The organism is Halobacterium wangiae (assembly GCF_021249345.1).
Lineage (GTDB): Archaea > Halobacteriota > Halobacteria > Halobacteriales > Halobacteriaceae > Halobacterium > Halobacterium wangiae.
Map to the genome: position 1 here is coordinate 1030299 of NZ_CP089588.1, position 18078 is coordinate 1048376.

At 68.7% G+C, this 18078-nt stretch carries 18 protein-coding genes; 8 read left to right on the forward strand and 10 right to left on the reverse strand.

The features are described 5' to 3' along the window. Positions 1-12: 12 nt before the first annotated feature. Both LT965_RS05675 and pyrE read right to left on the reverse strand, forming a co-directional pair. Positions 13-726, reverse strand: coding sequence for a phosphoribosyltransferase family protein (locus LT965_RS05675; protein WP_232703047.1), 714 nt, complete (start codon positions 724-726; stop codon positions 13-15). A 122-nt stretch (positions 727-848) separates the two neighbouring features. Further along, entirely contained in the window at positions 849-1373 is a 525-nt protein-coding gene (gene pyrE / locus LT965_RS05680; RefSeq protein WP_232703048.1) for an orotate phosphoribosyltransferase, read from the reverse strand. Between the two features lie 109 nt (positions 1374-1482). On the opposite strand from pyrE, the gene LT965_RS05685 reads away from it, so the two are divergent. Then, the gene (locus tag LT965_RS05685; RefSeq protein ID WP_232703049.1) at positions 1483-1962 is read left to right on the forward strand and encodes a GNAT family N-acetyltransferase; all 480 of its coding nucleotides are present in this window, start codon (positions 1483-1485) and stop codon (positions 1960-1962) included. A 173-nt stretch (positions 1963-2135) separates the two neighbouring features. Here the strand turns inward: LT965_RS05685 and LT965_RS05690 are convergent, their stop codons facing one another. Next, entirely contained in the window at positions 2136-2681 is a 546-nt protein-coding gene (locus LT965_RS05690; RefSeq protein ID WP_232703050.1) for a CDP-2,3-bis-(O-geranylgeranyl)-sn-glycerol synthase, read from the reverse strand. Between the two features lie 86 nt (positions 2682-2767). Here LT965_RS05690 and LT965_RS05695 point away from each other — a divergent pair, with 86 nt between their 5' ends. Then, positions 2768-3607 carry a proline dehydrogenase family protein gene (locus LT965_RS05695; RefSeq protein WP_232703051.1) on the forward strand — a complete coding sequence of 280 codons (840 nt, stop codon included), beginning with the start codon at positions 2768-2770 and terminating at the stop codon, positions 3605-3607. Between the two features lie 47 nt (positions 3608-3654). Continuing rightward, a complete protein-coding gene (locus tag LT965_RS05700; RefSeq protein WP_232703052.1) occupies positions 3655-4248 on the forward strand; it encodes a DUF502 domain-containing protein in 594 nt (197 codons plus the stop codon). 92 nt (positions 4249-4340) lie between these two features. On the opposite strand, the gene LT965_RS05705 is transcribed toward LT965_RS05700, so the two are convergent. Then, complete coding sequence (locus LT965_RS05705; RefSeq protein WP_232703053.1) at positions 4341-5267, reverse strand: branched-chain amino acid transaminase; 927 nt, start codon at positions 5265-5267, stop codon at positions 4341-4343. Positions 5268-5409: 142 nt separating this feature from the next. On the opposite strand from LT965_RS05705, the gene arcD reads away from it, so the two are divergent. After that, positions 5410-6858, forward strand: a complete 1449-nt coding sequence (arcD, locus tag LT965_RS05710; RefSeq protein WP_232703054.1) for an arginine/ornithine antiporter ArcD — start codon at positions 5410-5412, stop codon at positions 6856-6858. Positions 6859-6862: 4 nt separating this feature from the next. On the opposite strand, the gene ddfA is transcribed toward arcD, so the two are convergent. The 3 genes from ddfA to LT965_RS05725 all read right to left on the reverse strand — a co-directional run bounded on the left by ddfA (position 6863) and on the right by LT965_RS05725 (position 8248). Continuing rightward, a complete protein-coding gene (gene ddfA, locus LT965_RS05715) occupies positions 6863-7135 on the reverse strand; it encodes a DdfA family disk-determining factor (protein ID WP_232703055.1) in 273 nt (90 codons plus the stop codon). 57 nt (positions 7136-7192) lie between these two features. Next, positions 7193-7861 carry a helix-turn-helix domain-containing protein gene (locus tag LT965_RS05720; protein WP_232703056.1) on the reverse strand — a complete coding sequence of 223 codons (669 nt, stop codon included), beginning with the start codon at positions 7859-7861 and terminating at the stop codon, positions 7193-7195. A 75-nt stretch (positions 7862-7936) separates the two neighbouring features. Continuing rightward, positions 7937-8248: a DUF7344 domain-containing protein gene (locus LT965_RS05725; RefSeq protein ID WP_232703057.1), complete on the reverse strand. Its 312-nt coding sequence runs from the start codon at positions 8246-8248 to the stop codon at positions 7937-7939. Between the two features lie 251 nt (positions 8249-8499). Between LT965_RS05725 and LT965_RS05730 the strand changes: the two genes are divergently transcribed. Then, positions 8500-11835: a PAS domain S-box protein gene (locus LT965_RS05730; protein WP_232703058.1), complete on the forward strand. Its 3336-nt coding sequence runs from the start codon at positions 8500-8502 to the stop codon at positions 11833-11835. Here the strand turns inward: LT965_RS05730 and ribB are convergent, their stop codons facing one another. The 3 genes from ribB to twy1 all read right to left on the reverse strand — a co-directional run bounded on the left by ribB (position 11836) and on the right by twy1 (position 14214). Then, the gene (gene ribB, locus LT965_RS05735; RefSeq protein WP_232703059.1) at positions 11836-12498 is read right to left on the reverse strand and encodes a 3,4-dihydroxy-2-butanone-4-phosphate synthase; all 663 of its coding nucleotides are present in this window, start codon (positions 12496-12498) and stop codon (positions 11836-11838) included. It abuts the gene before it with no gap. After that, positions 12482-13186, reverse strand: a complete 705-nt coding sequence (locus LT965_RS05740) for a CTP-dependent riboflavin kinase (protein ID WP_232703060.1) — start codon at positions 13184-13186, stop codon at positions 12482-12484. The genes ribB and LT965_RS05740 overlap by 17 nt, the downstream gene beginning before the upstream one ends. A gap of 65 nt (positions 13187-13251) precedes the next feature. Then, positions 13252-14214 carry a 4-demethylwyosine synthase TYW1 gene (gene twy1, locus LT965_RS05745; protein ID WP_232703061.1) on the reverse strand — a complete coding sequence of 321 codons (963 nt, stop codon included), beginning with the start codon at positions 14212-14214 and terminating at the stop codon, positions 13252-13254. 137 nt (positions 14215-14351) lie between these two features. Here twy1 and LT965_RS05750 point away from each other — a divergent pair, with 137 nt between their 5' ends. The 3 genes from LT965_RS05750 to LT965_RS05760 all read left to right on the forward strand — a co-directional run bounded on the left by LT965_RS05750 (position 14352) and on the right by LT965_RS05760 (position 18068). Next, on the forward strand, positions 14352-15821 hold the full coding sequence (locus LT965_RS05750) for an aldehyde dehydrogenase family protein (protein WP_232703062.1): 1470 nt from the start codon (positions 14352-14354) through the stop codon (positions 15819-15821). 54 nt (positions 15822-15875) lie between these two features. Beyond that, the gene (locus LT965_RS05755) at positions 15876-16625 is read left to right on the forward strand and encodes an SDR family oxidoreductase (protein ID WP_232703063.1); all 750 of its coding nucleotides are present in this window, start codon (positions 15876-15878) and stop codon (positions 16623-16625) included. 153 nt (positions 16626-16778) lie between these two features. After that, a complete protein-coding gene (locus tag LT965_RS05760) occupies positions 16779-18068 on the forward strand; it encodes an ABC transporter substrate-binding protein (protein WP_232703064.1) in 1290 nt (429 codons plus the stop codon). Positions 18069-18078 lie beyond the last annotated feature (10 nt).

The following is an 18078-nucleotide window of genomic DNA, read 5'->3' on the forward strand; positions in this document are numbered from 1 at the left end:
CGGACCGACGGGTCAGTCGAGGTGTGCGAGTGCGCCGACCGGAGCGTCCGTGAGGGCGCGGGCACGTTCGATACCCTCCTCGCCGGCTGCGATGAGTGTGAACACGCCGGTGACGTCGGCGTCGGCGGCGTGTGCGATGTCGAGGAGGAGTTCTTGGGTCTCGCCCGAGCGGATGAGGTCGTCGACGACGAGCACCGTGTCGCCCGCACCGATGGCCGCCGCCGGCAGGTAGTAGGTCAGTTCGATGCCCGAGTCGAGGCGCTGGCGGGCCTCGATGAACTCCTCGACGGCGGTCTCCTTGGACTTCTTCGCGTACGCGCAGTCGGCGCCGTAGTAGGAGGCCAGCGCGGCGGCGAGCGTGATGCCGTCGGTGGCCGCGGTGAGCACGACGTCGGGGCGCTCGAAGTCGAACGTCTCGGCGGTGACGGGCGCCGCCAGGTCGAGGAACGACTGGTCGAAGACGACGCCGGAGTTGTCCACGTAGCCCTCGTCATCGACGCGCACGCGGGAGGTCAGCTCTTCGCGCAGCAGGTCGGCGCCGGCGTCGCTGACGACCGCCTCCGCGCGGTCCGCGCTCGGGAGGACGTGGCCGTTGACGTAGCGGTTCAGGTCGCCGGCGGGGAGGCCCGTCTCCGCGGAGAGTTCGTCGTAGGTGCGGGTCTCCTTCAGCGTCCGCAGGACCGCGACGGCCTGCAACTGCAGGGCCGCCTTCTCGGCTCGGTTCATACGAGTACGCACGTTTCCACAAACTTGAATACCTCGAAACGGTTCGGCCGGGAAGGAACCACGAACGCGCTGTGCCCCGCGACGGCTGCTGGACCGTCAGTGACCGTGGCTCCGACGCCGGGTCACGCTGAATCGAGCAGGTCGCTCGCCGTGACGAGCGCCTCCATCTCGACGCCGTGCTCGGCGAGCAGGTCGCGGCCACCCTCCTCCCTGTCGACCACGAGCAGCGCCCGGTTCACCGTTGCGCCGGCGTCGCGAAGCGCCGTCACGGCGTCCATCGCCGACTGCCCGGTGGTGGCGATGTCCTCGACGACGACGACCTCCTCGCCGTCGTCGAGGCGGCCCTCGATGCGGTTGCCCGTGCCGTACTCCTTGGCCTGCTTGCGCGCGATGACGTACGGGACGTCCGCGACCACGGACGTCGCGGCGGCGAGGGGCACGCCGCCGAGTGCCACGCCGCCGAGTTTCGTCCCGGGGTCGACGCGCTCCGCGAACGCCTCCGCGATGGCGCGCAGGCACTCTGGGTCCGTCTCGAAGAGGTACTTGTCCACGTAGTACTCCGAGGTGCCGCCGTGGGAGAGTTCGAACTCGCCGAACTGGACGGCGTCCGCGTCCCGCAGCGCCGCGATGAGGTCGTCGTTCGCCATTGGCAGAGACGGCGCGCCGGTCCAGTAAAAGGTGTCCGGTCAGCGGCGCCCGCCTGGGTCGGAGTCGTACCCCAAATTGGTTTGGCGGACGCCGACGAACCGACCGTCCGTGCAGGTCCGGGAGGCTACACCGGCGGACGCCGAAGCCGTCGCCCGCGTCGCCGACGCGGCGTGGCACGACGCCCACGCCGGCATCGTCGGCGAAGACGCAGTCGAGGCGTTCCTCGCGGAGTACTACGACCCGGACGCCCTCCGCGAACGATACCGCGACGCGGAGAGCGTGACGTTCGTCGCCGAGGACACCGAACGAGTCGTCGGCTACGCGAGCGGCGTGCCCGCAGACGACGGCTACACGCTCGGGTCACTGTACGTCCACCCCGACCGGCAGGGAGCGGGCATCGGCAGTCGACTGCTCGCCCGTGTCGAGGACGCCGCCCGCCAGGCAGACTACGACGCCGTGGACCTCGTGGTGATGGCCGGGAACGACGACTCCATCGGCTTCTACGAGTCGAAGGGGTACGAGCGCGTGGACGACCACTACGACGAGCTGCTCGACGTCGACGGCTACGTGTACGAGAAACCGGTCTAGCGCGCGGGAAGCATCCGGCGACCGAGCGGGTCGAAGACCCCGGAAGGTCGCCGGTTCACCGCGCCGCAGGCGCGGGCGCCGAGGACCCCCGGAGTGGGGTCCGACGGCGCTTTTGGGCGAGCTTTTACCGAGCGAGGCGGCCGAAGGCCGCCGAGCGCAGCGTAAAAGCTCGCTCACCAGGGCTCGTCTTTGAGCCCCAACTGGTACGCGCCGACGTTGGTGCCGACGTGGAGGACGGGCGTGAGGACGAGCACGGCGACGACCACCTCGAGGGTGAACGTGTCGCCGAACCAGGCGGGGGCGGCGAGTGCGGTGAGCACGAGCGCGACGACGACGAAGTCGAGCTGGTCGACGAGCGGGAAGGCGGCGCCGCGTTCGCGGCCGGTGCGCCGCTTGAGGAACGACGCGAGGATGTCGCCGAGCATCGCGCCGGCCGGGAGCGCGACCGTCGCGGCGAGCGGGAACGCCGGGAGTGGGACGCCGAGTGCTTCGCTCGCGGCGGGTTCGAGGGTGTTCAGCGCGGCGGTGAGCGCGACGCCGGCAAGCGTCCCGACGAACGTGCCCCGCCACGTCTTTCCGTCGCCGAGGACGCGGCGACCGTTCCACGTGCGGCCGCCGTCGATGGGGCGGCCGCCGCCCGCGAGCACCGCGACGTTGTTCGGGACGTAGGCGGGGAGCATCGCCCAGAACGCGACGGCGACGGTGGCTGCGAGATCCATGCTCGCCGGTGCACGTGGCGGCCGCAAAAACCCGTGGGTTTCCGGGACACGGGTCGTTTAAGGGAGGGCGGCCCACAGGGACACGTATGATACCGCCCATCGCGAGTCGGTTCGTCGCGGGGGAGTCACCTGCGGCGGCGTTAGACCACGTCGACGACCTGAACGACCAGGGGGTGAAGGCGATCCTCAACCTGCTCGGCGAGCACTACGAGGAGCGCCCGCCCGCCGACGAGGACGCGGCAGCGTACGAGGACCTCGTCCGGGACATCTCGGGGAGCGGGCTGGACGCCTGCATCTCCGTGAAGCCCTCGCAGATCGGCCTCGACGTCGGCGACGACGTGTTCGCGGAGAACCTCGCGGACATCGCCGCGGTGGCCGACGAGCACGGCGTGTTCACGTGGGTGGACATGGAGGACCACGAGACGACCGACGCGACGCTGGACGCCTTCGAGGACCTCACGACCGAGTACGAGGGCGGCGTCGGCGTCTGCGTGCAGGCGAACCTCAAGCGGACGGAGGAGGACCTCGAACGCCTCGCCGACCTCCCGGGGAAGGTACGCCTCGTCAAGGGCGCGTACGACGAGCCGCGGGAGCTCGCGTACAAGAACAAAGAGCGCGTCAACGAGGCCTACCGGACCTACCTGAAGTTCATGTTCCAGGAGTTCGACGACGGCGTCGCGGTGGGGAGCCACGACCCCGAGATGATTGCACTCGCCCGCGACCTCCACGACGAGTACGGGACGGACTACGAGATCCAGATGCTGATGGGCGTGCGCGACGACGCGCAGGTCGAACTCGCGGCGGAGGACGTCGAGGTCTGGCAGTACGTGCCGTACGGCGACAAGTGGTTCTCGTACTTCTACCGGCGTGCGATGGAGCGCAAGGAGAACATGCTGTTCGCGCTGCGGGCCGTCCTCGGGCGGTAGCGGGGCACCTCGCAATCAATTTAAGTCCTGCCTCTATGGGTTCGGGTATGACCTCGTGGAAGCGGGACTTCGCGAGCGGACTCATCGTCCTCGTGCCGATCCTGGTCACGGCCTACGTCATCTACTGGCTGTTCGGCATCATCGCGGGCATCGCGGGTATCGCGACGTCCATCGACGACCCGGTGACCGCGGTAGGGCTGACGCTGCTGGTGTTCGTGTTGCTGGTGTTCTCGGTGGGCTACCTGATGCGGACGGCCGTCGGGGGCCTCGTCGAGGGCGTCATCGACGACCTGATGAACCGACTGCCGATTCTCCGCATCGTCTACAACGCCTCGAAGATGGCCGTCGAGACGGTGCTCTCCGGTGGCACCGGCGAGTTCCAGAAACCCGTGAAGATCACGCCGTGGCACGGGATGCGGATGACCGCGTTCAAGACCGGGAAGACGACCGACGACGGCCGCGAGGTGGTGTTCATGCCGACCTCCCCGAACATCACCACGGGGTTCGTCATCGAGGTCGAACCCGAGGACATCGAGGAGACGGGAGAGAGCGTCGAGGACGCGCTGACGCGCGTGTTGAGTGCCGGCTTCGGCGAGAACGACAACAAGAGCATCGACGAGTTCGTCGGCGACGACGAGTAGCGGTTCGGGCAGTCGGCTCTCTGGCGGGAATTGTTCTGCGGGGAAGCGAGAACCGAGACGTTCGGTGAAGTGTGTCTATCGAGGGCGCGAGTTCAGACGTAGTGGAACCACTCCTCGCGCTCGCCGGCCTCGACGAGGTCGAAGAACGCGGTCTGGAGTTCCTCGGTGACGGGGCCGCGGCCACCGTCGCCGATCTCGACGTTGTCGACCCGGCGGATGGGGGTGACCTCGGCGGCGCTGCCGGTGAAGAACAGTTCGTCGGCGGTGTTGAGTTCGCCACGCGAGATGGAGACGTTGTCGTGGACGGTGTAGCCACGCTCCTCGGCCAGCGTGATGACGGTCTCGCGGGTGATGCCGTCGAGGATGCTCTCGGAGAGGCCGGGCGTGTACAGTTCGCCGTCCCGGACGAGGAAGAGATTCTCGCCGGGGCCCTCCGCGACGTTACCCTCCTTGTTGAGGACGATGGCCTCGACGAAGCCGTTGCGGCGGGCCTCCTCGCCGGCGAGCATGGAGTTGACGTAGAGGCCGGTGGTCTTGGCGTTCGTCGGGATCTGGCTGGAGGAGTGCTTGCGCCACGAGGAGACCATCACTTCGACGCCGTTCTCGAGGGCGTCCTCGCCGAGGTAGGCGCCCCACGGCCACGCGGCGATGGTGACGTCGGTCGGGCAGTCGCCTGGGGAGACGCCCAGCGTGTCGTAGCCGTAGTAGGCGAGCGGACGGATGTAACAGGACGCGAGGTCCTGGCGGTCGAGGAGTTCGGTCGTCGCCTCGGTGAGTTCCTCGGGGGTGTACTCGATCTCGAGGTCGTAGGGCTTGCAGGAGTTGTAGAGGCGTTCGAGGTGCTCCTCCCAGCGGAAGATGGCGGGGCCGTTGTCAGTGTCGTAGGCGCGCACGCCCTCGAAGACGCCGCTGCCGTAGTGGAGCGCGTGGGTGAGGACGTGGACCTTGGCGTCCTCCCAGTCCACGAACTCGCCGTTCATCCAGATCGTGTCAACGTCCATGTCGTCGAATCCGCTCATATTCGCCGGAACGGCGCGCCGTATCATAAAACCACGAGTGACGCCTCCCGCGACCTTTGCCGGTTCCTCCAACCCCCGGCGGAAATGTCCTATGATAATTTAACCAACGCCCTTAATTACTGGAGTGAATTAGATCGGGGCGATGAGCGAGTTCACGCCACTCACCTACGACGACATCGACGAGGCCCTCCGGCCGAGCCTGCGCGAGGCGCTCGTGCCCGTCCTCGCCGTCGTCGTCTTCCTCGGCGTCGGCTCCGGCTACCTGGAGCTCGCGCCGCACGCACCGCTGCTGTGGAGCATCGTCTTCGCGGGCCTGTTCGCCCGCTACCGCCTCGCCTACGACTGGGAGGGCGTCTACGACGCCGCCGCCTCCGGCCTCCGCATGGGCCTGCAGGCGATCCTCATCCTGTTCGTCATCTACGGGCTCATCGCCACGTGGACCAGCGCGGGCACCATCCCCGGACTGATGTACTACGGGCTGGACGCGCTGTCGCCGACCGTCTTCCTCCCGGTCACCGCCGTCCTCGCGGCCCTCGTCGCGTTCGCCATCGGCTCCTCGTGGACCACCGTCGGGACGCTCGGCGTCGCGTTCATCGGTATCGGCAACGGCCTCGGCGTCTCCCCCGCGATGACCGCGGGTGCCATCGTCTCCGGGGCGTACGCGGGCGACAAGCAGAGCCCCCTCTCGGACACGACCAACCTCGCGGCCGCCGTCACCAACACGAACCTCTACGAGCACATCAACGCGATGCGCACCGGCACCGCCATCGCGTTCGGCCTCTCGGTGGTCGCGTACGCCGTCCTCGGCGTGTTCGCCGTGAGCGACTCGGGCGCGGACGTCGCCGCCATCAGCGGCCCGCTCGCCGAGTCGTACGCGCTGGGCGCGCTGGTCTTCCTGCCGCTGGTCGTGACGTTCGGCCTCGCGATTCGGGGCTACCCGCCGCTGCCCTCCCTCGTCGCCGGCATCTTCGCCGGCGCGTTCACCACGATCGTCGCCCAGGGCGCGTCGTTCACGTTCGCGTGGGACGTGTTCCTCAACGGAACCAGCCCCGCCACGGGGAGCGAACTCGTGAACGGGCTACTGACCACCGGCGGCGTCTCCGGGTCCGCCTGGACCATCGCCGTCGTCGTCGCCGCGCTCGCGCTCGGCGGCATCCTCGAACGCACCGGTATCCTCGCCACGCTCGCCCACCACCTCACGAACGCCGTCTGGTCGCCCGGGTCGCTGGTCGCGGGCACCGGGGCCGCCGCCATGGTGACCAACGCGTTCTCCGCCCAGCAGTACATGAGCATCGTGGTGCCGGGGATGAGCCTGCGGAACCTCTACGAGGAGTACGGCCTCGAGGAACGCGACCTCTCGCGGGCCGTCGAGGCCGCCGGTACGCCGACCGGCCCGCTGTTCCCGTGGCACGCCGGCGCCGTCTACATGGCGGGCGTCCTCGGGCCGGCGTTCGCCACGTCGTGGGACTTCGCGGCGTTCTACTTCTTCGGGTTCCTCTCCCCGCTCGTGCTGTTCGCGATGGCGCTGTCCGGCCACGGCTACACGCAGAACCGTGCGGAGGCCGACTCGGCGGCGCTCGCCGACGACTGAGGCGCTACCGCTCCTCGAACAGTTTCCCGTCGCCGTCCGCGCTCACCTGTACGCGGAGTCCGCAGAAGGAGAACTCGATGCAGGCCCGCTGCTCCGAGCGCGAGTCGAACAGTGCGTCCAACGCGTCGGGGTCGATCGCCGTGTACAGCGGTGCTATCGACATCGGGTCCCGGCCCGTGTAGGAGGCGACGGACCGAACGACGGCCGCACTCACCGATTCGTCGTCGGTCCACGTGAACGTCTGGCTCGCCGTGCGCTGCGGATCTCCCTGCAACATTGTCCCACGCTACGACCGGGCCGTGCCAATAGCTGATGGTTCCCTCGGGAACGGCGTTTAATACGGCTCGTTCGAATCGTCCCTCGTCGTCGGGTCGAGGAGCGTGCTGGTGACGAGGTTCCGCGTCCCGCGGCGGAGCCGGTTGGAGACGGCGCGGCCGCTGATGTCGAAGTGCTCGCCGAGGTCCGCCTGCGTGACACCCCTGGGTTCGTCGAAGTACCCGCGCTGGTAGGCGAAGATCAGCGTCTGTCGCTGTTCCGGGGTCAGCAGTCGGTCGTCGCTCAGCAGGTCCGCGAAGGCGTAGATGCGTCGTATCTCGACGGGTACCCCGCGGTCGGTGAACAGCTGGCGGAACGCTCCCAGCTGGTCGCGACTCGGGGCCCTGACCTGGAACGTCCAGCCGTCGGCGGTCCCGGTGGCGTCCAGTACCGTCGCCCGCATCTCATGTATCCCCTGGATGGCCACCGCGTCCGGCGTCCACTCCGCGCGGAACAGCGCGCTCGACTCCACCTCCGTGAGCACCTCGACGGTCGAGACGCCGGATTCGTCCCGTAGGCCCTCCAGAAATCGCTGGTGGTCGACGTCGAAGACCCAGAAGAACGGGAGCGCGGCGTCGCCCGTGGGCACCAGCCGTTCGAGTTTGACCGTCGCCGCCGGGAGGGATTCGAGTGTCTCCCCGCCGGGGATCGCTCGCGGCGGGAGACTGAACTCGGCGACGATACTCATCGACACCAGTACGCCGACGAACCGTCCCTGGGGGTGGTCTCGTCGCGCGACAGGGGGCGAACAGTCGACGACCGACTACTGGACCGCAACGAGATGGCAGTCCGCGTCGTACTCGAGGATACCCACGTCGTCGAGCACGGGGAGGTGGACGTGGTGGAGCGACACCGCAACCTCCTGGCGCGAAGTCGTGTCCTCGCCGGGGTCGGTAGGCACCCGTTCGAGCACCGCCGTCGTTAGTTCTTCCAGGGAGAGTTCGGTGGTCTGCTCGGGGAGGACGTCGAGGACGACCTGTCGGCGTTCGTCGGCGAGCAGTCGGTGGCGCTCGCTCTCGGTGAGGTCTGTGTCAGCGGCCTGTTCGAGTCCGTGTTCCAGTTGTGCCTTGCTCATTGTGTATGTCCACGGCTCCCAGCCGTCCGTTGGTGTTTCGAGAGACGTTCCCTCCCCGGGTAAGGGTTGACCATAAGAAATTAGGCCGGCGTTTTGTCGCCACCCCGGCGATTTAGTTGCAATTTGACAATCACGTGCCGGCGGATAGGTGCGACTAGTTTCCAGCATCGCCGAGGATAATTACAGTGTTCTCGATTCGTTACCTCCGTCCACGGAGGGTTAATGAACCAGGAATACGACAGGGAGCACTGATGGCAAGTGGCACGCTGAGTGAAGGGCTGCGCGAGACTCTCGAAGTCTTCGAGACGGTCGACGGGCCGGGCGAACCCTTGACGACGAACGAGGTCGCCGAGGCGTTGCCGATCTCGCGGCGGAGCACGTACGCTCGTCTGGAACGCCTCGCCGACGACGGCTACCTCCGGACCAAGAAAGTCGGGAGCAGGGGTCGCGTCTGGTGGCAGCCACCGACGGCTGCAGCCGCGGCCGACGTGTCGGGCAACGACGTCGAACTGGCGCGACTCATCGACAACACCCCGGGGATGGTGTACCGGTGTCTGGGCGAGTCGGGGTGGAAGTTGACGTTCGTCAGCGACGCCTGCAGTGACATCACGGGCTACGACGCCACCGCCCTCCAGTCCGGGGCCGTGAGCTGGGAGCGAGACGTCGTCCACCCGGACGACCGGGCCGAGGCGCGCGAAGAGATCACCGCGCAGCTGCGCGACGACGACCAGTTCACCGTCCAGTACCGCGTCCTGACCGCCGATGACGAGGTGCGGTGGGTGGCCGAGCACGGTACCCCCGTCGCCGACGCGGACGAACGGGCGTTCCGCGAGGGTGTCGTGACCGACGTCACCGAACAGCAGACGGTCGAGCGCGAACTCGCCGAGCGGGAGCGCCAGCTCCGCGAGGAGCAGGCGCTGGTCCAGAGCATCCTCGACAACCAGCGGGACATCGTCTACGCGGTGGACCCCGACGGGCAGTTCACGCGCTGGAACGACCGTCTCGTGGAGGTGACCGGCTACGCGGACGAGGAGATCGCGGAGATGGAGATCCCGGAGTTCATCGCCGACGAGGCGAGGGAGGAGGCCGCCGAGGCGATCCAGGACGTCGTCCTGCACGGCGAGAGCCGGACCCTCGAGTTGCCGCTGGTGACCGCCGACGGCACCGAGATCCCCTACGAGTTCACCGGCACCCCCATCCAGGAGGGCGGGAAGGTAGCGGGCCTCGTGGGCGTCGGTCGGGACGTCACCGAGCGCAAGAAGAAGGAACGACAGCTGGCGCGCCACCGCGACGACCTCGAGAGCGAACTGGAGGAGATCTACGGCCGCATCACGGACGCGTTCTTCGCGCTCGACGAGGACTGGACGTTCACGCACGCCAACGACCGCGCCCAGGAGCTCGTCGACCCGGACGGCGACGGACTCGAGGGCGAGAACATCTGGGAGTCGTACCCGGACGCGGTCGACTCCCGGTTCGAGACCGAGTACCGGACGGCGATGGAGACCCAGGAGGCGACGACCTTCGAAGCGTACTACCCCGAGCCACTGGACGCGTGGTTCGAGGTCCACGCCTACCCCTCGGAGACCGGGCTGTCGGTGTACTTCCAGGACGTCACCGAGCGCAAGGAGTACGAACGGGAGCTCGGACTGTACGAGACCATCGTCGAGACGATCGAGGACGGCGTCTACGTCCTCGACGACGAGTTCCAGTTCGCGCAGGTCAACGACGCGTACGTCGAGATGACCGGCTACGACCGCGAGGAGCTGCTCGGCTCGCACTGTTCGCTCGTCGTCGACCAGGCTGTGCTCGAGCAGTCCGCCGAGGACCTCCAGCAGATCATCGACGGGGAGGTGGCGGGCGCGACCATCGAGGCCGACATCCACCGGAAAGACGGCACCACGCTCCCCGCCGAGAGCCGGTTCACCGCGCTGCCGACAGTGGGCGACGACCCCCCGAAGAAGGTCGGCGTGGTCCGCGACGTCAGTGAGCGCAGGAAGCGCGAACGCGAACTCGAGGAGTCCGAGCGCCGCTACCGCACCATCGCGGAGTACTTCCCGAACGGCATCGTCACCCTCTTCGACCACGACTTCACCTACACGCTCGCCGCGGGGCAGGGGTTCGCCGACCTGTCCGTCGACCCCGAGGACGTCGATGGCAGGAGCTTCCGCGAGGCCTGGGACGAGGAGACCGCCGACGAACTCGAACCCGTCTTCGAGGCCGCACTCGACGGCGAGGAGCGGTCGGTCGAACTCTCCTACGCCGGCGCAGAGTGGGTCGTCCGCGGCGCCCCCATCACCGACGAGCGCGGCGAGGTGTTCGCCGGGATGACGACGTCCCAGAACATCACCGAGCGCAAGGAACGCGAGGAGGAACTGGTCCGCCAGCGCGAACAGCTGTCGGCGCTCAACGACATCAACGAGGTCGTCCACGAGATCACGGACGCCGCCATCGAGCAGTCCACGCGCGAGGAGATCGAGTCCGGCGTCTGCGAGCGCCTGGCTGCCACGGACTCCTACCGGTTCGCCTGGATCGGTGACGTGGACACGAACTCCCGGACCGTCGACTCGCGGGCAAGCGCGGGCACCGGAGGGTACCTCGACGACGTCACCATCTCCGTCGACCCGGACGACGAGCGCAGCGAGGGGCCGACCGGCAGGGCGCTGCGCACCGGTGAGATGCAGACGTCCCAGGACATCCAGAACGACGCGCAGTACGCGCCGTGGCGCCAGGTCGCCGAGACGTACGACTTCCGCTCCTCGGCGGCGATCCCGATCACCCACGAGGGGACGGTGTTCGGCGTGCTGAACGTCTACGCCGACCGCCCGTACGCCTTCGAGGAACAGGAACGGGCGGTCATCGGCCAGCTCGGCGAGATCGTCGGCCACGCCATCGCGGCCGTCGAGCGCAAACGCGCGCTGATGAGCGACGAGGTCGTCGAACTCCGGTTCCACATCCCGACGCTCTTCGAGAAGATCGACGCCGGAACCACCGGGAGCGGCCGGTTCACGGTCGAGGAGACCGTCCCGATAGCCGACGAGGAGTACCTCGTCTACGGGCAGGCCAGCCAGGACGCCGTCGAGAACGTCTCGGCCATCGTCGACGCCGTCCCCCACTGGGAGGAGGTGCGCTTCCAGGACGACGGCGACGGCGAGGTGGCCTTCGAGGCGCGACTCTCCGAACCGCCCGTACTGTCGGTGCTCGCGTCGCTAGGCGGCTCCGTCGAAGAGTTCGTCGTCGATGGCGGGGACCTCCACATGACCCTCCACCTCGCGCCGAGTTCGGACACCCGGGCGCTCGTCGACGCCGTCCGCGAGGCCTACCCCAGCGCGGAGATGGTGGCGCGACGTCAGACCACGCGGCCCGGGACAGGCGCCGAGCAGTTCGACCACGTGTTCACCGAATCGCTCACCGACCGCCAGCGGGCGGCGCTCCGCGCGGCCTACCACGCGGGCTTCTTCGAGTGGCCACGGGAGGCCTCCGGCGAGGACGTCGCCGCGTCACTGGACGTCTCGGCGCCGACGTTCCACCAGCACCTCCGGAAGGCAGAGCAGCAGATCTTCGAGTCGCTGCTGTCGTCGTCGTTCTGACTACGGCCCGAACGCCGCCAGCAGGTCGCTCCCCTCCACGTAGACGAGTCCGTTGCGTTCGGCGTACGCCTCCGCGTCCGCGACAGACAGCGCCTCGCCGGTCTCGTCGTCGAGCATCTCGCAGACCACGGCGGCGGGCGCGACACCGGCCTCGCGGGCGAGTTCGACGGCGAGTTCTGTGTGGCCCTGTCGGTCGGCCAGCGAGGGCGCGGCGCGCAGCAGGTGGACGTGGCCGGGCGCGCGGAACTCGGTGGCGAAGTCGACGGCGTCGGGGTCTGCGGCCGCTTGCCCGAGTTCCGCGATGGTGAGCGCGCGGTCGTCGTCCGTGATGCCGGTGTACGTGTCGCGGTGGTTGACCGACAGCGAGAACGACGACCGCTCGTCGTAGCCGAGGTGGTCGTGGTCGGCGACGTCGTGGTCGATGACGTCGGCGACGAACGGCAGGTCGAAGGCGTCGGCCACCTCGTCGGCGAGCGCGACGCAGATGAGGCCACCGGCGTCGTTCCGGAGGCGGACGACGTCCGCTGGCGTGACGACTTCCGCGGGGTAGAAGAGGTCGACCTCGCCCTCGCGGTCGGCGGCGTCGTGGACGAGCACCGGCTCGCCGTCGCGGAACGCGGCGACGGCGCGCTCGACGGCGGTCACGTTACCGCTCTTCGACACGGATGGTCACCTCGTCGTCGTCGAGCAGGCCGAGTTCGTCGCGGAGCTTCTCGGGCGCGATGAGCTCCATCTGGCTCTCGTCGTGGTGGGTGCGGTCGGGGACGATGACGTGGGCCGGCGAGAACTCGGTGTCGTCGCTGGCGACGGTGCAGGGGTAGCAGGTGGCCGAGCCGTACGTGCGCTCCTCGTCCTCCCACTCCTCGATGGCTACGCCGGTCATCGCCTCGAGCGCCGAGCGAGCACGCTGGCTCTCGGCGTCGAGGTCGACGTTGAGCGTGCCGGGGTAGGGCTCGTAGCCCAGTTCCTCCCGGAACTGGCGGTTGTACCCGGGGAGGCTGATGTAGTGGCGGCCCTCGCCCATCCCGCTGGTGACCGAGCCGGAGAGGGCGAGTTCGTCGGGGTCCTCGAAGATGCGGCGGTAGTCCTCGTACTCGCGTTCGAGCGCGCGGCTGCCGGGGTCCGTGATGGCGACCCACTGGCCGTCGCTGACGAGGTCGCGCTCGACGAGACCGGCGTCCTCGAGGGCCTGGAGCCGCCGGGAGGCGGTCTGGTTGGAGGCGTCGAGGTGGTCGGCGAGGTCCCCGCAGGAGACCTTGGTTTCGCCGCGGCGCGCGCCGTCGAGCGCGAGCAGTTTCAGCACGGCGAGTTCGTCGAACCCGACCTCGCGCGTGCGGGTGGCGTGTGACATGTTCGTGGCTACTGTCGGGCCCCGCATAAGCATACCGGATATGGAACGCGTTCCGTAACTGGGAGTCAGTCGGCGCTCGCCGGGTCGCGCCGCCAGAACTCCGAGTCCGCCGCCAGTTCGGGCACCCAGGTGTCCCGCTCGCGGGCTAGCAGCGCTACGCGGGAGACTTCCTGGTCTCTCAGCACCGTGTGCTCGGGCATGTGTGCCTGGACGGCCTCCGCGAACGCGAGGACTTCCTCGTGGTCCGGCATCGCCGACCGGTCGAGGCGACTCCGGGAGTTGCCGACGTGCATGTACGCTTTCAGCTCCACGAAGTCCGGGTCCGCGCGCTCGAAGAACGCCGCGTACCAGTCCGGGTTCGCCATGTTCTCGCCGCCGACCAGCGTCGTCCGCAGCACGGTCCGGGTGTCGTCCTTCTCGTAGAGGACGTCCATCGTGTCCACGAGTTTCTCCCAGGCGTCGTCCTCCGTCGCGCCCACCACGTCGTCGAACGTCGCGCGCTCCGGGGCGTCCACGGAGACGTACAGCTGCGTCGGGTCGCACTCCCGCAGGACCTCGGGCCGGGTCCCGTTCGAGACGAGGAACGTCGTCAGCCCGCGGTCGTGGAACGCCTCCAGCAGTTCCGGCAGGTAGGGGTACAGCGTCGGTTCGCCGTCCAGCGAGATGGCGACGTGGCGGGGCTCCATCGCCTCCTCGAAGCGCGCTCTGGGCACCTCGTCGTTGCCGCCGAACCCCGAGAGGAGGCGCTTCTGGAGGGAGATGGAGGCGTCCACCACCGCCTCCGGGTCGTCCCACTCCACGCCGTCGAGTTCGTACGTGTGGCCCGCGTGGTCCCGCCAGCAGAACACGCAGCGCTCGTTGCACCGCACCACGGGCGTCATCTGGATGCAGCGGTGCGAGCGGATCCCGTAGAAGGCGTGCTTGTAGCAGGTGCCCTCCCCACGGAGCGCGTTCGCCGTCCACCCGCAGGTCTGGGCCGCGGTGTGGTTCTCGTGGTGGTAGTCGGGGTCGTCCACCTGCTTCGGCATGCCACCGGGTTCGGCGCTCGCGGGCAAAAACGTGGCGCTACCCCGCCGCGAACGGTCGGCCCCGACGACCGCCCGACGCGGAGCGGGGGTTTGCCACGAGGAGAGATACCAAGTAACGGGGGCGAGTAGGCTGCCGCATGAGCAGCACACGCTCTCTGGAGCGACACGACCTCCTCATCGGGGGTGAGCGCGTACCCCCCGCGAGCGACGAGTACGTCGAGACCGTCGACCCGGCGACCGGCGAGGCGTTCGCCGAGGTGGCAGTCGCGGACGAATCCGACGTCGACCGGGCCGTCCGGGCGGCCAGCGAGGCGTTCCCCGGGTGGCGGGACACGGACCCCGTCGAGCGCGGACAGACGCTCCACCGGGTCGCCGAACTGATCCGGGACAACGCCGACGAACTCGCCGACCTCGAGTCCCGTGACCAGGGGAAGCCGCTCTCGCAGGCGCGTTCGGACATACTGAGCGCGGCGCGGTACTTCGAGTACTACGCGGGCGCCGCCGACAAACTCGAGGGGCGCTCGGTCCCCGTCGGCACGGGACAGGTGGACTACGTGGTCCGGGAGCCCTACGGCGTCTCCGCGCAGATCATCCCGTGGAACTTCCCGGGGAACCTCTTCGCGCGCGGCGTCGCGCCGGCGCTCGCCGCTGGGAACACCGCGGTCGTCAAGCCCGCGCCGACGACGCCGCTGTCGGCGTACCGTCTCGCCGAACTCTGCGCCGAGGCGGGCGTCCCCGAGGCGGCGGTGAACGTCGTCTCGGGCGCCGGCGAGACGGGCGCGGCGCTGACGGACCACGCGGGCGTCGACACGATCACGTTCACCGGGAGCGTCCGCACGGGCCAGCGGGTGATGGAAGCGGCGGCGGGCAACGTCACCCCCGTGACCCTGGAACTCGGCGGGAAGAACCCGGCCATCGTCTACCCGGACGCCGACCTCGAGGAGGCCGTCTCGTGGGTCGAGCGGGGCATCTTCGCGAACGCGGGCCAGGTCTGCTCGGCGGCGGACCGCGCCATCGTCCACGAGGACCACTACGACGAGTTCGTCGAGCGCATCGTCGAGCGCGCCGAGGCGTACGAACTCGGTCCCGGCGCCGAGGACCCGGACATGGGGCCGTTGAACAGCGCCGAACACTTCGAGCGCGTGCGGGACTACGTCGAGGTCGGCGTCGAGGAGGGTGCGAGACTCGCCACCGGCGGGGAAGCGCCGGACCGCGACGGCTACTTCATCGAACCGACCGTGCTCGCCGACGTGGACAACGGGATGCGGGTCGCCCAGGAGGAGATATTCGGCCCGGTGTTGACCGTCATCCCGTACGGCGACGACGAGGACCCGGTCGACATCGGCAACGACGTCGACTACGGCCTCGTCGCCGGCGTGTTCACGAACGACGTGCGGCGCGCCCACCGCGCGGCCCAGCGACTGCAGGCGGGTAACGTCTACGTCAACAAGTGGTTCGGGGACACGAACCAGACGCCGTTCGGGGGGTACAAGCAGTCGGGCATCGGCCGCGAGAAGGGGCTGGAGGCCATGGACTCCTACCTCCAGTCGAAGAACGTCGCCGTCAACCTGGAGGAGGGGTCGGGCGGCGACCTCCCGGGCGCCTGACCAGAACTGCCGGTGCTCCCCCTCTTTTAGTGCGTCGGCGTCCTCCGGTGAGCCATGACAGTGAGTGACAAAGTAGTAGCGGTGACTGGAGCGGGCGCGGGGATGGGTCGGGCGACCGCGGAACTGTTCGCCGAACGCGGCGCGTCGGTCGTGGTCGTCGACCTCGACGAGGACGCCGCAGCGGAGACGGTCGACCGCATCGCGGCCGACGGCGGGGAGGCGACCGCGGTCCGCGCGGACGTCTCCGACGCCGACGACGTCGAGGGGTTCGTCGAGCACGCCGTCGACACCTACGGGCGCCTCGACGTCCTCCACAACAACGCCGGCGTCCCCCAGCGGTCGACGCCGGTCGAGGACGTCACCGAGGAGACCTGGGACCGCATCCAGGACGTGAACCTCAAGAGCGCGTTCCTCGGCGCGAAGTTCGCGGTGCCACGGATGCGCGAGCAGGGCGGCGGCGTCATCCTCAACACGGCGTCCACGGCGGCCATCCGCCCCCGGAATGGGCTGTCGGCGTACTGCGCGTCGAAGGGCGGCATGGTGACGCTGACGAAGCAACTGGCCCACGAACTCGCCGCAGACGACGTCCGCGTGAACGCCATCTGTCCCGTCGCCACGGACACGGAGATGTTACCGGAGTTCACCAGCGACGGACTCACCGTCGACGAGATGGCAGCGACCATCCCCCTCGGCCGCCTCGCGGAACCAGAGGACGTCGCGCAGGCGGCGGCGTTCCTGGCGTCCGACGACGCCGAGATGATCACCGGGACGGCCCTGGAGGTCGACGGCGGCCGCGACCTCTGAGCGGCGACCGTAGCACGTCTGTCCCCATTCCGCCGCGGGTACCTCTGACGGAGCGGGTGATTGTTACCAGCGACAGAATGCTTTTATCCCTCTACTGTGAGAACCGTTCACATGAGAATCGACAGACGGCGATTCCTTAAACGATCTGGTGGCGTGGCAACAATCGCGGCCCTGGCCGGCTGCACAGGCGGCGACGGCGACGGGGGCGGCGACGACACGACCACCAGCGGCGGCGACACGACGACCACCAGCAGCGGCGGCGGCAACTCCGACGCGCTGAAGATCGGCGTCCTGCTGCCGTTCTCGGGTGACTACGCGTGGGTCGGCGCGAACGTCCTCCCGGTCGTCAACATGGTCGTCGAGGATATCAATGGGGCGGGCGGCATCGGCGGCCGGAACCTGACCGTGGTCCAGGGCGACACCGAAGCCTCACCGGACGCCTCCGTGTCGGCGACCAACCGCCTCGTCAACGTCGAGGAGGTCGACGCCATGATCGGCCCGACGAGCATCACCATGTCGGCGGTCATCGACACCCTCGTCGAGAACGAGGTACCGGTCGTCACGCCGACCGCCGGCACCACGTCGCTGGACACCCGGGGCGGCGAGTACATCTTCCGGACGGTGTCCTCGGACTCCCTCGGGGGACGCGCCATCGCGAAGGCAGCCCGGGAGGAGCAGTACAACGGCACCCAGAGCTACGAGCGGATGGCGCTCATGGTCGGGAACAAGGAGGTGTTCCAGTCGTTCAAGGAACCGGTGCGCTCCTCGTTCGAGGAGTTCGGCGGCACCGTCACCACGGCCATGGACATCCGCACCGGGAAGGCGTCGTACACGTCGGAGGTCCAGCAGATGATGGATTCGGACCCCGAGATCTGCGTCCTCATCGCGTCGGTCGAGGACAGCGTCAAGATCACGGAGGCCGGCTTCCAGGCCGGCTACGAGGGTAACTGGTTCGCGACCCAGGACCAGACCAACGCGGACTTCCTCTCCCAGAGCGAGAACCAGGTCACGAACGGCATGCTCGGGCTGAACGCCGCGACCTACCAGCCCGCACAGGAGGCCGGCCGGCTCGACGCGTTCTTCAGCGACATAAAGGAGTACGCCGGCTGGGAGGAGGGCGGGAAGGTGTTCGCGACGAACACCTACGACGCGATGAACGTCGTGGGCCTCGCCTTGAAGCAGGTCGCCGCCGACGGCAGCGACTTCTCCGGGTCGAACATCGCCTCGGCCATCCCGACGGTGGCGAAGCCGCCCGAGCAGCAGGTGACCAACTACAGCGACGGGGCGTCCACCATCGAGGGCGGCACCGACGTCGACTACGAGGGGCTCGTCGGCCCCATCAACTTCGACGAGAACGGCGACATCGTCGCACCGTTCGCCATCAAGAAGGCACAGGACGGTAGCTGGACCGAGGCGGGTCGCCTGCCACCAGAGGCACTCTGAGCGCGTCCTC